12 protein-coding genes are annotated in these 13,261 nt (G+C 48.8%); 11 read left to right on the top strand and 1 reads right to left on the bottom strand.

The window, feature by feature from the left end:
• The first annotated feature begins 9 nt into the window (after window positions 1–9).
• From ACFSUB_RS11495 to ACFSUB_RS11445, 11 genes are all read left to right on the top strand, one after another.
• Window positions 10–1,392, top strand: coding sequence for a PTS mannitol transporter subunit IICB (locus tag ACFSUB_RS11495; RefSeq protein ID WP_380713648.1), 1,383 nt, complete (start codon window positions 10–12; stop codon window positions 1,390–1,392).
• A 30-nt stretch (window positions 1,393–1,422) separates the two neighbouring features.
• Window positions 1,423–3,543 carry a BglG family transcription antiterminator gene (locus ACFSUB_RS11490; protein ID WP_380713396.1) on the top strand — a complete coding sequence of 707 codons (2,121 nt, stop codon included), beginning with the start codon at window positions 1,423–1,425 and terminating at the stop codon, window positions 3,541–3,543.
• 20 nt (window positions 3,544–3,563) lie between these two features.
• Window positions 3,564–3,998 carry a PTS sugar transporter subunit IIA gene (locus tag ACFSUB_RS11485; protein ID WP_380713395.1) on the top strand — a complete coding sequence of 145 codons (435 nt, stop codon included), beginning with the start codon at window positions 3,564–3,566 and terminating at the stop codon, window positions 3,996–3,998.
• Window positions 3,999–5,129, top strand: coding sequence for a mannitol-1-phosphate 5-dehydrogenase (locus ACFSUB_RS11480; RefSeq protein ID WP_380713394.1), 1,131 nt, complete (start codon window positions 3,999–4,001; stop codon window positions 5,127–5,129).
• A 124-nt stretch (window positions 5,130–5,253) separates the two neighbouring features.
• Window positions 5,254–6,084, top strand: a complete 831-nt coding sequence (locus tag ACFSUB_RS11475; RefSeq protein ID WP_380713393.1) for an AraC family transcriptional regulator — start codon at window positions 5,254–5,256, stop codon at window positions 6,082–6,084.
• Between the two features lie 120 nt (window positions 6,085–6,204).
• The gene (locus tag ACFSUB_RS11470; protein ID WP_380713392.1) at window positions 6,205–7,356 is read left to right on the top strand and encodes a Gfo/Idh/MocA family protein; all 1,152 of its coding nucleotides are present in this window, start codon (window positions 6,205–6,207) and stop codon (window positions 7,354–7,356) included.
• Between the two features lie 15 nt (window positions 7,357–7,371).
• On the top strand, window positions 7,372–8,556 hold the full coding sequence (locus ACFSUB_RS11465) for a dihydrodipicolinate synthase family protein (RefSeq protein WP_380713391.1): 1,185 nt from the start codon (window positions 7,372–7,374) through the stop codon (window positions 8,554–8,556).
• Window positions 8,553–9,374 (top strand): sugar phosphate isomerase/epimerase family protein, encoded by an 822-nt coding sequence (locus tag ACFSUB_RS11460; RefSeq protein WP_380713390.1) that lies wholly within the window; start codon window positions 8,553–8,555, stop codon window positions 9,372–9,374. The genes ACFSUB_RS11465 and ACFSUB_RS11460 overlap by 4 nt, the downstream gene beginning before the upstream one ends.
• Window positions 9,375–9,650: 276 nt before the next feature.
• A complete protein-coding gene (locus ACFSUB_RS11455) occupies window positions 9,651–10,700 on the top strand; it encodes a TRAP transporter substrate-binding protein (RefSeq protein ID WP_380713389.1) in 1,050 nt (349 codons plus the stop codon).
• Between the two features lie 24 nt (window positions 10,701–10,724).
• Complete coding sequence (locus ACFSUB_RS11450) at window positions 10,725–11,207, top strand: TRAP transporter small permease (protein ID WP_380713388.1); 483 nt, start codon at window positions 10,725–10,727, stop codon at window positions 11,205–11,207.
• Window positions 11,204–12,511, top strand: coding sequence for a TRAP transporter large permease (locus tag ACFSUB_RS11445; protein ID WP_380713387.1), 1,308 nt, complete (start codon window positions 11,204–11,206; stop codon window positions 12,509–12,511). The genes ACFSUB_RS11450 and ACFSUB_RS11445 overlap by 4 nt, the downstream gene beginning before the upstream one ends.
• Window positions 12,512–12,558: 47 nt before the next feature.
• Here ACFSUB_RS11445 and ACFSUB_RS11440 read toward each other — a convergent pair whose 3' ends face one another.
• Window positions 12,559–13,194 (bottom strand): SGNH/GDSL hydrolase family protein, encoded by a 636-nt coding sequence (locus ACFSUB_RS11440; protein WP_380713386.1) that lies wholly within the window; start codon window positions 13,192–13,194, stop codon window positions 12,559–12,561.
• Window positions 13,195–13,261 lie beyond the last annotated feature (67 nt).

The raw sequence follows: 13,261 nt of genomic DNA, 5'->3' as shown, positions 1-13,261 counted from the left end.
CTGAGCAGTATGATTATGCCGAATATTGGCGCTTTTATCGCATGGGGGATTATCACAGCGCTGTTTATATCAGATGGTTTCTTCCCAAATGAAAACTTGGCTTCGCTCGTTGGTCCGATGATCAATTACCTGCTTCCGCTGTTGATTGCGTACACCGGTGGTAAAATGGTGCACGATACCCGGGGCGGTGTCGTCGGTGCCATCGCAACGATGGGTGTCATTGTCGGAGCCGAAGACCCGATGTTTCTCGGTGCCATGATCATGGGACCGCTGTCCGGCTGGATCATGAAGAAATTTGATGATGCGGTGGACGGGAAAATCCGACAGGGTTTTGAAATGCTCGTCAACAACTTTTCCGCCGGTATCTTCGGAGGTGCTCTCGCTGTTCTTGGCCTTTATGCTGTGGGTCCTGTTATGGCAGGGTTCAGCAGTGTTCTTGCTGCAGGCGTGGAAGCCATTATGAACGCCGGACTGCTCCCGCTTGCCAGTATTCTGATTGAACCGGCGAAAGTACTGTTCTTAAATAATGCTATTAACCACGGTATACTCACACCGCTTGGACTGCAGGAATCAAACGAAACGGGTACGTCGGTACTGTTTATGCTGGAAAGTAACCCGGGACCAGGTCTTGGTGTGCTGCTTGCCTACACGGTGTTTGGCCGGGGAGCTTCGAGAAGTTCAGCACCGGGTGCAGCATTGATTCAGTTTGTGGGAGGTATTCACGAAATTTATTTCCCGTATATCCTCATGAAACCGCAGCTTCTTCTCGCTGTGATTGCAGGCGGCATGAGTGGTGTTTTCACGTTTGTTCTGTTTGATGTCGGACTTCGTGCAGCAGCGTCGCCGGGAAGTATTATTGCTTACTTTGCTATGACACCGCCGAATAAGTATGTGTTCATGGTACTTGGTGTTCTCGTTGCTGCTGCGGTTTCCTTCATCATTTCTTCCATCATTTTGAAGGCAGGACGTTCCGACGAAGAAGACCTCGGAACCGCGGCGTCAAAAATGGAAGAAATGAAAGGGAAAGAAAGCAGTGTTACGTCCGGCTTGAAAGAAGAAGGAGCCGAAAATCAGGAAAGCAGCGAACCAGAAGAGCTTTCCGGAAAAGATATCAACAAAGTGATCTTCGCCTGCGATGCCGGCATGGGGTCAAGCGCCATGGGTGCTTCTGTTATGAAAGATAAAGTGAAAAAAGCAGGCCTCGACATGGAAGTGACCAACTCAGCGATCAACCAGATTCCGGATGACGCCGATGTTATCATTACACACAAAGACCTGACCGACCGGGCCAAACAAAAACGCCCTGATGCCGAACATGTTTCTGTTGATAACTTCCTCGGCAGCCCTAAATACGACGAACTGGTCGAACGCTGGAAGTCAGATCAGGAATAATGATAGGATGGTTGAAAAGGGGGTATGCCCTTGGCTGTCGATTATATGACTGCCCGGGAACGGGAACTCATCCGGTACCTGCTGCATCAGGACAAAGACACTCCGGTGGCAGACGCCGCAGCGGCGCTGGCTGTCAGTTCCAGAACCGTTCACCGGGATCTGAAGGGACTGGGTAAAACCCTCCGTCTTTATAACCTGAACCTGATAAAATCCGCCGGAAAAGGCGTGAGAATCGAAGGAAGCTGCGAAGATAAACAAGAGCTGGAGCTGTCGCTGCTCCAGCCTTCGGTCGTAGAATACACTGCACAAGAAAGACGCACGCTCATTCTCTGCCGTCTGCTCGAGAGCGTGGAGCCGCTGAAACTTCAAACCTTCGCCGCTGAGCTCAAAGTAACAAGTGCTACCATCAGTTATGATTTGGACCAGTTGGAGACCTGGTTTGAAACAACCGATTTATCGTTAACGAGAAGACGGGGCTACGGCGTTACGGTAAGCGGATCGGAATCGGCAAAACGGGCCGCAATGAGCAGCTTGATCGCAGAAAATTTCGGTGAGAATGATTTATTTCGTCTCATGAGGGAAAATATTAAGAGTAAAAACGGATCCCCGGAGTCCGGAGAGATATCGCAGAGACTTCTTGGGCTGGTAGAGCAGGATAAATGGCTGACCGTGGAGAAAATACTGGCAGATATGAAAGATGAGCTTCCATACCATTTTGCCGACAGTGCCTATGTCGGGCTGGTCGTTCATTTGACGCTGGCGATTGAGAGAATTTCGCAGGGCGAAAAGATAGAAATCAATGATTCCTATCTCAAAACGCTCGAGGATACGAAAGAACATGAAACGGCCGTGCTGCTCATTGAAAAGCTCGAAAAAGTATTTCAACTTTCCATTCCAAAAGCGGAGGTCGGCTATATAACGATGCACCTGCGCGGGGCGAAAATCAGGGAGGACCAGGATTACCTTCCAGATCTTGATCATTTGTCTGCAGCGGTGTATGCCAAAGCGTTGATGGACTATATGCAAAGCGCAACCGGACAGCCGCTGAAAGAAGATGATTCCTTGTATCAGGGGCTCGTGGCCCATCTTGATCCCGCGCTGTACCGCATCAGCGAAAACATGCGTATTTACAATCCGCTGCTTGACCAGATCAAAACGGACTATGAAGACTTGTTTCTTCTTGTGACAGAAGCGGTGGATGAATCGCTGGACCGGACGCTGCCCGAATCCGAAGTGGGGTATCTCACGCTGCATTTTGGTTCAGCGCTTGAAAAACTGCAGAACGACAGCAGAGTGAACGCACTTGTCGTATGCTCCAGCGGTATCGGATCCTCCAAAATGCTGATGACAAGGCTGCGAAAAGAGATTCCGGAGATTGAGGATCTTAAAAATATTTCTATGATGGATCTTCAAGATCACCGGGAAGCTGGTTATGATATCGTCATTTCTACAATGGAACTGAGTGACAACGTACTCCCTTATATCGTTGTGAATCCGTTTCTGACAAAAAAAGATATTGAAAAAGTGAAGCTGTTTATCCGGAAACTTCCGCCTCCCGAACATAGCGGTACTCCTGTAAACGCACGGGAGGAGACAGAACCTGAAGCTGTGCAGATAGACCCGGAAAATGTGTCACGTGAACTGCGCCGGATAGAGGCCTTTAGTACAGTGATTGTGCAGGTGATGGAAACGTTCCGGGTGCTGCCGGCGGTAGAGGAAGAAGATCTGTTTCAGGTGCTGACAACGGCTGAAACAGCGATAAAACAGGACGGGGTGCTCCATGAAAGCCATTCTGCTGCAGAAGCGCTTTGGAACAGGTATCAAAAAGGCGGTACAGCGGTTCCTCATACCAATCTGGCCCTGTTTCACGCCAGAACCGATGCGGCACAGTCCCCCTGTTTTCTCATTCAGCCGCTTCACAAGCCGCTCCGGCTGAAAGCCATGGACGACACGGAGACCGATGTTATGCATCTGCTGATTCTACTGGCCCCGGACGACAGCAGAACGGAAACGTATGACGTGTTAAGTGTGGTCAGTGAACAACTGGTTGCAGGCAGAGAGACGCTGGATTTGTTTGCTTCCGCGGACGAGGACAAAATCAAAGCCCATTTGGGTAAAGCGTTCCGTCAGTGGCTGAAAGAAAAATTATAAAATGATAGGAGTGGAGCATCATGGCAAAACCAATTCTCCAGGAAGAAAACATTAAGATAAACGCATCCTTGAAGGATAAAGAAGAAGCCATCCGCGAAACGGGAAGAATCCTGGTGGAGCAGGGCTATGTGGAAGAAGCTTATATTGACGCCATGCTGGAGCGCGAAGAAATGACATCGACCTACATGGGAAATTATGTGGCCATCCCGCACGGTACCGAAGAAGCGAAAGCCCATATTAAAGAATCCGGCCTGTCCGTCGTGCAGGTCCCGGAAGGTGTAGACTTCGGCGGAAGCACGGTTAAAGTCTTGATCGGCATCGCCGGAAAAGAAAATGAGCACCTTGAAATCCTGCAGAAAATCGCGCTTATCTGCTCCGAAGAGGAAAACATTACGAAAATGGTGCAGGCCCCTGATAAATCATCCCTTCTTGCGCAGCTGAATGAGGTGAATTAAATGAAAGCACTGCAGATCGGCGCCGGTAATATCGGCCGTGGGTTTATCGGACAGCTGCTTTATGAAGCCGGCTGGGACGTTTGTTTTGCCGATATTAACGACGAGTTGATTCAGAAATTGAAAGAACAGAGAACCTATCAGGTGGAACTGGCCGGAGAAGAGAGACAGATTATCCAGGTGGAAAATGTTGACGCGGTACACAGTGCGAAGGAAGAAGAAGCGCTGCTCGAACGGATAGCAGAAGTGGATCTCATCACAACCGCTGTCGGACCGAATGTACTGAAGGGCATTGCTCCGGCACTGGCTGCAGGTCTCGAAAAACGCATCGAGGCCGGAGCCGCTCCGGTTAATATCATCGCGTGTGAAAATATGGCAGGGGCGACAGATCAATTAAAGTCCTACATTTTTGACCATATGACAGAGGAGGAGCAGGAACAGATTGTTTCATTTGCAGGATTTGCAAATGCAGCGGTTGACCGCATCGTCCCGCAGCAGCCTGAGGAAAACAAGCTGGATGTTACCGTGGAGCCGTTTTTTGAATGGGTGGTCGAAACACCTGCTTTGAAGGGCGGACGCCCGGACATTCCTTCTGTTACCTTCGTGGACGACCTGACTCCGTACATGGAACGGAAACTGTTCACCGTAAACACCGGTCATGCAGCACTTGCCTATCACGGTTTTGCCGAAGGATTTGCTACTATTAAGGAAGCAGCTGATTCTTCAGAAGTTTCCTCAAAAATGGGAGATGTGCTGAACGAAACGAGCACCCTGCTCGAACAAAAACATGGATTTTCTTCAGAAGATATGGCAGTGTACCGCTCCAAAATCATGGATCGTTTCCGTAATCCCCACATTTCAGACTCCGTGGAACGGGTGGGACGAGGCCCGATCCGCAAGCTCGGTCCAAAAGACAGACTCATCCGTCCGGCACTTGAACTGATGGAGCGGGACGAAAACCCGGAAGCGCTCGCTGCAGTCATTGACGCGTGTCTCATGTTTGATGTTAAAGAGGATCCGGAGGCTGTTGAACTGCAGCAAAAAATCGAGACAGAAGGGAAAAAACAGGCACTCGCCGTTTATACAGAGCTCGATGAAAGCCATCCGCTTCTCAAGAAAGTCCTTGACCGGTAATATGTATGCCGCTGCTTCCCCGTTCCGTGGGAGAGCGGCTTTTTTCGTTTTGTATTCAAACCGCTTTCAGCTGTAGTATACTATAGGAAAACGACGCTCTGAATGGGGGAAGGGGAACCTTGGCATGACACAGAAGCCGGGAGAACAGCAGGTACGTGAAGTGAAACTTTATGAAAGCAAACATAAGGAAAAAGATTTGGTACAGACCCACCATCATTCGACCCATCAGATACTCTATGTACTGGATGGGACCGGGCGGTGCACATTGAATCATAAAGAACACACGCTGGAATCGGACAACGTGGTGCTTATCGCGCCGTACACGAATCATTCGATTCTTTCCTCGTCAAAAATGACTGTTCTCGTGCTTGAATTCAATGAATTCTTTTTAAGTGAGGAAGTCCGCACCGAACTGCTTCCGCTTGTATTTGAAACGTCCAACGTGCTGAAAATGAGCCTGTTTGACAGCAGTGAGCTCCGGCAGCTTCTCCGCAAGATGCTGTATGAGCAGTCCCACGGAGACAACCTGAGGATGCTGGCGATGAAGATTTTTCTGGCCGAGCTTTTGTTTGTCATGAAGCGCTCCTATCAGTCGAATCAGGTAGCAGATACGAATAAGCTGCGTGTCGAATGGCTCCGTAATTATATCAATACCCACTACTATGAAATCACAGGCTCTGAGGATCTTTCGAAAAAAATGGGAATGAGCACACGGTACGTGCACAGCATATTCAAGGAACATTACGGTAAAACACCGATGCAGTACTTGACGGAAGTCAGGCTCGAACTCGTTAAGGACATGCTGCTTGAAACCGACAATGACATTGCTTCCATCTGTTTTGAAGTCGGTTTTGAATCGGTGTCGACGTTTTACCGGGTGTTTAAAAAATATGTCGGAGTGCCGCCCAACCAATACCGCACCTCCCACCTGGAATCCGGACACGGAGAAGACTGAACTCTTCTTTGTGTCTTTTTTTTGTTCCGATTTTGAGACGGAGGTTCCCTAACTAATAAGACATCTTGTATGCGTTTTTATAAGATAAAGGTACATTGAATAGAAGAGAGGGGATTCTCGATGGCTGTACAAAAGATAGGAATTATCATGAATGGGGTAACAGGCCGGATGGGCACGAATCAGCATTTGATCCGTTCCATTAAGGCAATACGGGAACAAGGCGGCGTGGCACTTGGAGACGGGGAATATCTCATGCCGGACCCGGTTCTTGTCGGACGTAATGAGAAAAAACTGCAGGTGCTCGCTGAAGACCACAATATCGACCGCTGGACAACGGATCTGGAAGCGGCACTGGAAGATTCCTATAATCAAATCTATTTTGATTCACAGACGACCGTCCGCCGCGCTGAAGGCATCAAAAGGGCTATCGCAGCAGGGAAACACATTTACTGCGAAAAGCCGACAGCCACCTCTGTGGAAGAATCGGTGGAACTGGCACGTCTTGCAAGAGAAGCCGGGGTGAAAAACGGCGTCGTGCAGGACAAACTGTTTCTCCCGGGTCTCATGAAACTCAAGCGTCTCATTGATGCCGGATTCTTCGGCGAAATGCTTTCTGTGCGCATGGAATTCGGTTACTGGGTATTTGAAGGAGACTGGCAGGAAGGGCAGCGGCCGTCCTGGAACTACAAAAAAGAAGAAGGCGGCGGCATTATCGTCGACATGTTCGCCCACTGGAGATACGTGATTGATAATCTGTTCGGCAATGTTAAATCCCTTACATGCCTCGGCGCGACGCATATTAAAGAGCGCGTTGATGAAAACGGGGAACGTTATAAAGCAACAGCCGATGATGCCGCGTACGGTACATTTGAACTCGAAAACGGGGTCATTGTCCAGGCGAACTCTTCCTGGGCGGTACGCGTGAACCGCGATGACCTGTTAACCATTCAGGTGGACGGCACCGAAGGAAGCGCGGTCGCAGGACTGCGTGAATGCAAGACACAGCACCGCGTGAATACACCGAAACCGGTATGGAATCCGGATATCGAAAATCCTTTTGATTTTGAAGACCAGTGGCAGGAAGTGCCGGACAATCAACTCTTTGATAACGGCTTCAAAGTACAGTGGGAACAGTTCCTGAAACACGTACATTCCGATGAGCCGTTTCCATGGGATCTTCTCGAAGGCGCGAAAGGAACCCAGCTTTCCGATCTCGGCCTGCAGTCCTGGGAAGAACGAAAATGGGTGGACGTACCGGAAATCAAACTGTAGGAGGTTGAAGATACTATGGTTCAATCATTAATACTGCCAAAAGCAGGGGGAGAGTTATACACGTATACCCCTTCGCAGAAAGCGGCCTTTGAAGTGGAGAAAGGGAAGCCGTTTGAAAAACGGACGGCCTTCTCGGCTGCCCATGTTGTCTGTGACCCCATGGCGGATGCTGATCCGCTTAAAAATGCACAGATTGACTGGCAGGCGACGATGGAATACCGTCATTATCTATGGTCTCTCGGTTTTGGTGTTGCAGAAGCGATGGATACGTCTCAGCGTGGAATGGGTCTGAGCTGGGAAAGCGCGAAAGAACTGATCCGCCGTTCCATTCCGGAAGCCCGTTCCGTGGGCGGCCGGATCGCCTGCGGCACCGGCACGGATCAGCTAACCCCTTCCCCGGATCTGCCCCTTGATGAGGTGGAAAAGGCCTATAAAGAACAGTGCGAATTCGTGGAAGGCGAAGGGGGGCAGATCATTCTCATGTCGAGCCGCGCCCTTGCCGCGTGCGCGAAAGGCCCGGAAGATTATGAGAAGGTTTACGGCAATGTCCTTGGCAGCGTGAATCAACCTGTTATTCTTCACTGGCTCGGTGACATGTTCGACCCGAATCTGAAAGGGTACTGGGGCTATGAAGATCTCGACAAAGCAACAGAAGTATGCGTGAAAGTCATTCAGGACAATGCCGCGAAAATAGACGGCGTAAAAATCTCCCTGCTCGATAAGCAGCGTGAAATCGATATAAGGAACAGACTGCCTGAAGGTGTGAAAGTGTATACCGGCGATGACTTTAATTATCCGGAACTGATCAAAGGCGACGAAAACGGCTACAGTGATGCGCTGCTTGGTATTTTTGACGCGATTGCACCAGCTGCGGCAGCGGGCCTGCGTGCACTCGATGAAGGCAATATGGAACGATACCATGACATTCTGGACAAAACCGTGCCGCTTGCCCGGCATATCTTCCAGCACCCGACGTTTGCCTACAAGACCGGTGTCGTATTCATGGCCTACCTGAACGGTCACCAGTCCCATTTCCGCATGATCGGAGGCGCGGAAGGGTCCCGCTCGATCATTCATCTCAGCGACTTGTTTGTGATGGCAGATGAAGCCGGTCTTCTTGAAGATCCGGACATGGCTGTCGAACGGATGCGCCCGGTACTCGAACAGGCTGGTGTGAATCAGGAGGTGCGCAGCTCATGAGTGATGGACCATCTTTGGACCGGATCAGTCTGAATCAGATTACAACCGAACACTGGTCGCTTGAAGAAGCAGTGGAGGGATGCCGCCGTCATGACGTGCCCTGGATTTCTGTCTGGCGCCACAAGATTCATGAAATCGGTCTTTCCAAGAGCCGGAAGCTTATTCAGGATGCCGGCTTGAACGTATCAAGCATCTGCCGGGGCGGTATGTTTCCGGCTCCGACACCGGAAGAGAGAAGAGAGCGGATTGAAGACAATAAACGCGCTATTGAAGAGGCTGCAGAACTCGGTACTGATGTACTTGTGCTCGTTTGCGGCCCGGCCCCGAACAGAGATATCGATAGTGCGCGGCAGTGGGTGGAAGAAGGAATCGCAGAATTAATTCCATTTGCCCGGGAGCACGGCATAAAGCTCGGTATTGAACCGCTTCATCCGATGTATGCCGCGGACCGTTCCGTTATTTCCACCCTCGGCCAGGCGAATACCATCAGTGAAAGAATGCAGTCCGATTATGTCGGTGTCGTTGTGGACGTTTTCCACGTCTGGTGGGATCCTGATCTGTACCGGGAAATAGAGCGGGCACGAGGCAGCATTCTCGGGTTCCACGTGTCCGACTGGGTTGTCCCGCTTCCTGATATCTTTAAGGCACGGGGCATGATGGGCGACGGCGTGATTGAATTAAGGCGGATGCGCAAAGCCGTTGAAGCAGCCGGTTACCACGGCCCGATTGAAGTGGAGATTATAAATGACGCCATCTGGAACCAGCCCGGAGACGAAACATTGAAGCAGATGAAAGAACGGTATGTAGAACACGTTTAGGCGTGTAACAAGAAAAAGAAGCTCCTTTTCTCTATAATAGATGAAAGGGAGCTTTTTTCGTCTTCCATTGTTTTTTCTTCTTTTTGAAATGACTGCGATAGAAAGGTCGAATCCACTTAAATACAGAAATATTTCTGAAAATGATAAAACACTTCTGATAGTAATAAGAATATACCAATACAAACGAATATAATTAAAAACAAACAAATATAAACTGCTGTTTTGTAAGGGGTTGCAATTTTTCTTTTGATAAAACTATTTTATGGAGGTATCAACATGAAAAGACTATTTCTTTTGAGCATCCTGCTGATATTGATGCTGATGGGTGCTGCCTGCGCTTCTTCCAGTACAGAGACATCCGGTGCGGGTGAAAATGGAAGCGATAACACAGGCATTCAGGAACGCAGTCTTACACTCGCCCATATTCACGGATCGGCCAGTCCGGTATACGAAAGTCTGGAGAACTTTGAAAAAAAGGTTGAAAATCGTTCCGACGGCAAGATTCAGATTAATATCTACGGCCAGGGGACTCTCGGAGGAGAAACAGAAATGCTGGAACTTTTAAAGACGGGAGTTCTTGACATGGCGAAAGTGAATGCCGGTAAGCTGGAAAGTTTTTCAGAGCAGTTTTCCGTATTCAGCCTTCCGTATATATTTGAAAACACTGAGCATTTTCAGAGTGTCATGCATTCGGATACAGTAGAGCAGATGTATGCTGATCTGGAATCGAAAGGTTTGCGTGGCATTACTCATTATAGAGCAGGAAAGCGCAGCTTTTATACAGTAGATACTCCGATTAAGAAACCAACTGATCTGGAAGGTCTGAAAATCAGGGTTATGAATAACGCTACGTCGATTCGGACGATGGAACTGCTTGGGGCGTCCCCGACTCCGATGGCGGCTTCAAACGTATACTCCGCTCTGCAGCAGGGTGTCATTGACGGTGCGGAAAGCAGTCACATTGCACTGACTGATGCGAACCACGGCGAAGTGGCCAAAGCTTTCTCTTATGACGAGCATACACGGATCCCCGACTTTTTGACGATGAGTGAACAGACGTGGAACAGTTTCACGAACGAGGAAAAGCAGTTGATCCAGAAAGCTGCGGATGAGACGTCCGATGGTCACAGTAAGCGCTGGGAAGAATTAATGGCCCAAAGTAAGGAAACAGCTAAACAGGAAATGAATGTAACATTTTATGAGAATATCAATAAGGAACCATTCCGTGAAAAAGTACAGCCGCTGATTGAAGAACGTCGTGAGAATGATAGAGTTGCACAGATTTTGGACAGGTTTAACAGTTTAAAAGAAGAAAGCAGCCAATAGAAGCTGGAAGGAGGAAACGTACCTATGCAGAAAACTAAAAAAGCTATCGACAACTTTCTACTGATTACAGCCAGTATCCTGCTTTTGGTTTTGACTCTAGTGACGCTTTGGCAGGTATTCACCCGTTTTGTGCTGGGAAGTCCGAGCGTGGCAACAGAAGAAATAGCAGGCTTTTCCCTCATTTGGATAGCCATGCTCGGCGCAGCGTATGGGTTTGGCAGTGATGAGCATTTATCGCTGGATTTTATCAGGGAAAGATTCCAGGGAAGAGCGTATCTTGGAATTCGTACCGCTATAGATGCAGTGGTGCTGCTGTTTGCCCTGTTTGTACTGGTCATTGGAGGAGGTATCCTGGTCAACGTAACATGGAGTGAAGTATCTCCGATCATGGGTTTTTCCATGGGGGCCGTGTACAGCATCGTGCCGATTTCGGGAGTATTCATTATCATTTATCAGGTAATGAATGTCTTGACTAGAAACAGTGCAAAAGGGGAGGAACAAACATGAGTGTTACAATTTTGACAACTATCGTATTATTTGGAGTATTCTTTATCCTACTGTTTGTAGGGGTTCCGATATCGGTCAGCATCACTGTAGCTACTATTTTGGCCGGCCTGATCGTACTGCCGATGGATTCCTCCCTGCTTGTCGCATCCCAGCAGATTATATCAGGCATTGACAGTTTCGTGTTGGTGGCACTTGTCTTTTTCATGCTTGCGGGAAGTATTATGAACAACGGGGGTATCGCTCAGCGCCTGATTAATCTGGCAAAACTGGTCGGCGGAAGAATGTCCGGCTCCCTGGCCCATACGAACGTTGTAGGTAACGTGTTGTTTGGATCCATTTCCGGTTCAGCCATCGCATCTGCTGCGACGATGGGAAAAGTGATGGGACCGCAGCAGAAAAAAGAAGGATATGATCCTGCCTATTCTGCAGCGGTGAACATTGCCTCTGCTCCAACCGGACAGATTATACCACCAAGCGGTATTCCCATTATCTACTCTCTGCTCAGCGGTGGAACATCTATTGGGGCACTCTTTATAGCAGGATATGTGCCGGGGATTTTGATGGCACTGCTTGTGATGGTTGTGGCCTATATTCTCGCCAAACGTAATAATTATCCGGTGAGCGGCGGGGCAACCATGAGCGAAGCGGTCAGAGTGATCCTGCAGGCCATTCCGAGTCTATTTTTGATTGTAGTCGTTATCGGCGGTATTGCAGGAGGAGTATTCACCGCAACAGAGGGCTCCGCGATTGCTGTATTGTACGCTTTGGTGCTTAGTATGATTTATCGTGAAATATCGTTTAAGGATATACCGAAGATCATGAAAGAAACGGTCGCATTCTCCGGTATGATTCTTCTTCTTGTCGGAGCTTCCACTGCAATGTCCTGGGTCATGACATATGCCCAGATTCCACAAACGTTAACCAATGCGCTGCTTGGACTTTCGGAAAATTACTACGTTATTATGCTGATTATCGCATTGCTGCTATTGTTCGTGGGAATCTTTATGGACGTAGCTCCGGCACTGCTTGTGTTCACACCGATCTTATTCCCGGTGGCCACAGAGCTTGGCGTGGATCCGGTTCACTTCGGCATGATCATGACGATGGGGCTTGCTATCGGGGTGACAACACCGCCGATTGGAACGGTCTTGTTTATAGGAAGCAGTGTCAGCGGAGTAAGTATCGAAAGGATAGTAAAACCTTTGCTCATATTCTATATACCGCTGGTCATTGCGTTGCTGCTTGTTACATTTATTCCTCAAATCAGTCTATGGCTCCCGAGAGCTTTGGGAGTTCTAGGATAGAAAGAAGTTGAAAATCCGGTAACAGGCGTCAGCCTGTTACCGGATTTTTATACCTTACTGTGTTGATATACAGACTCCAGCCAGGTGGATGCCATCAGCATATCTCCTTTTGTATTCATATGAACGCCGTCTGTGGTTAAAGCCGTACCGGTTTCTGCGTTCAAATAGTCCAGAAATGCCTGGTGGGCCGGCACAAGCAAAGCATCATATTTTTCTGCAAGGTGCTGCACTGTTTTCACGTACGGCTGGAGAAGTTTATTTCCTTCTGAAACAGGGCTTTCATGAATAATGGTAGGCTCCATCAGAATCAATTGCGCGTTGGTATGTTTTTTTGTCTGCAAGAGCAGGTTTTCGTACATTTCTTCGAAAGTTTCCGGGTAAACCTGTTCGATTTCCGGACGATCCAGCTGTCTCCATACATCATTAATGCCGATGGAAATGCTCAGCCAGTCCGGCTTCAGTTCCAGCACATCTTCTTCCCAGCGCTCTGTTAAATCAGAGACACGGTCGCCGCCGATTCCTTGATTGCAGATATCAAGCTTCAGGGATGGATGCCGGGTCAGCAGATAATCGTGAACCAACCGGACGTACCCCTGCCCGATACTTTCTGTATCCTGCAGCCTCCCGTTTTCGGTAATGCTGTCTCCTATCAAAACAAGACGATCATTTGATTTCCAGTTCATATTCATTTCCCCTCTTCAACATAGAAATATATTATTACATTTTCGGCATAACAAGCAGGTACACCTT

Source organism: Salibacterium lacus, from assembly GCF_042684865.1.
Classification (GTDB): Bacteria; Bacillota; Bacilli; order Bacillales; family Marinococcaceae; genus Salibacterium; species Salibacterium lacus.
Note: the sequence above shows the minus strand (reverse complement) of the source record. Positions and strands in the feature narration are given on the sequence as shown.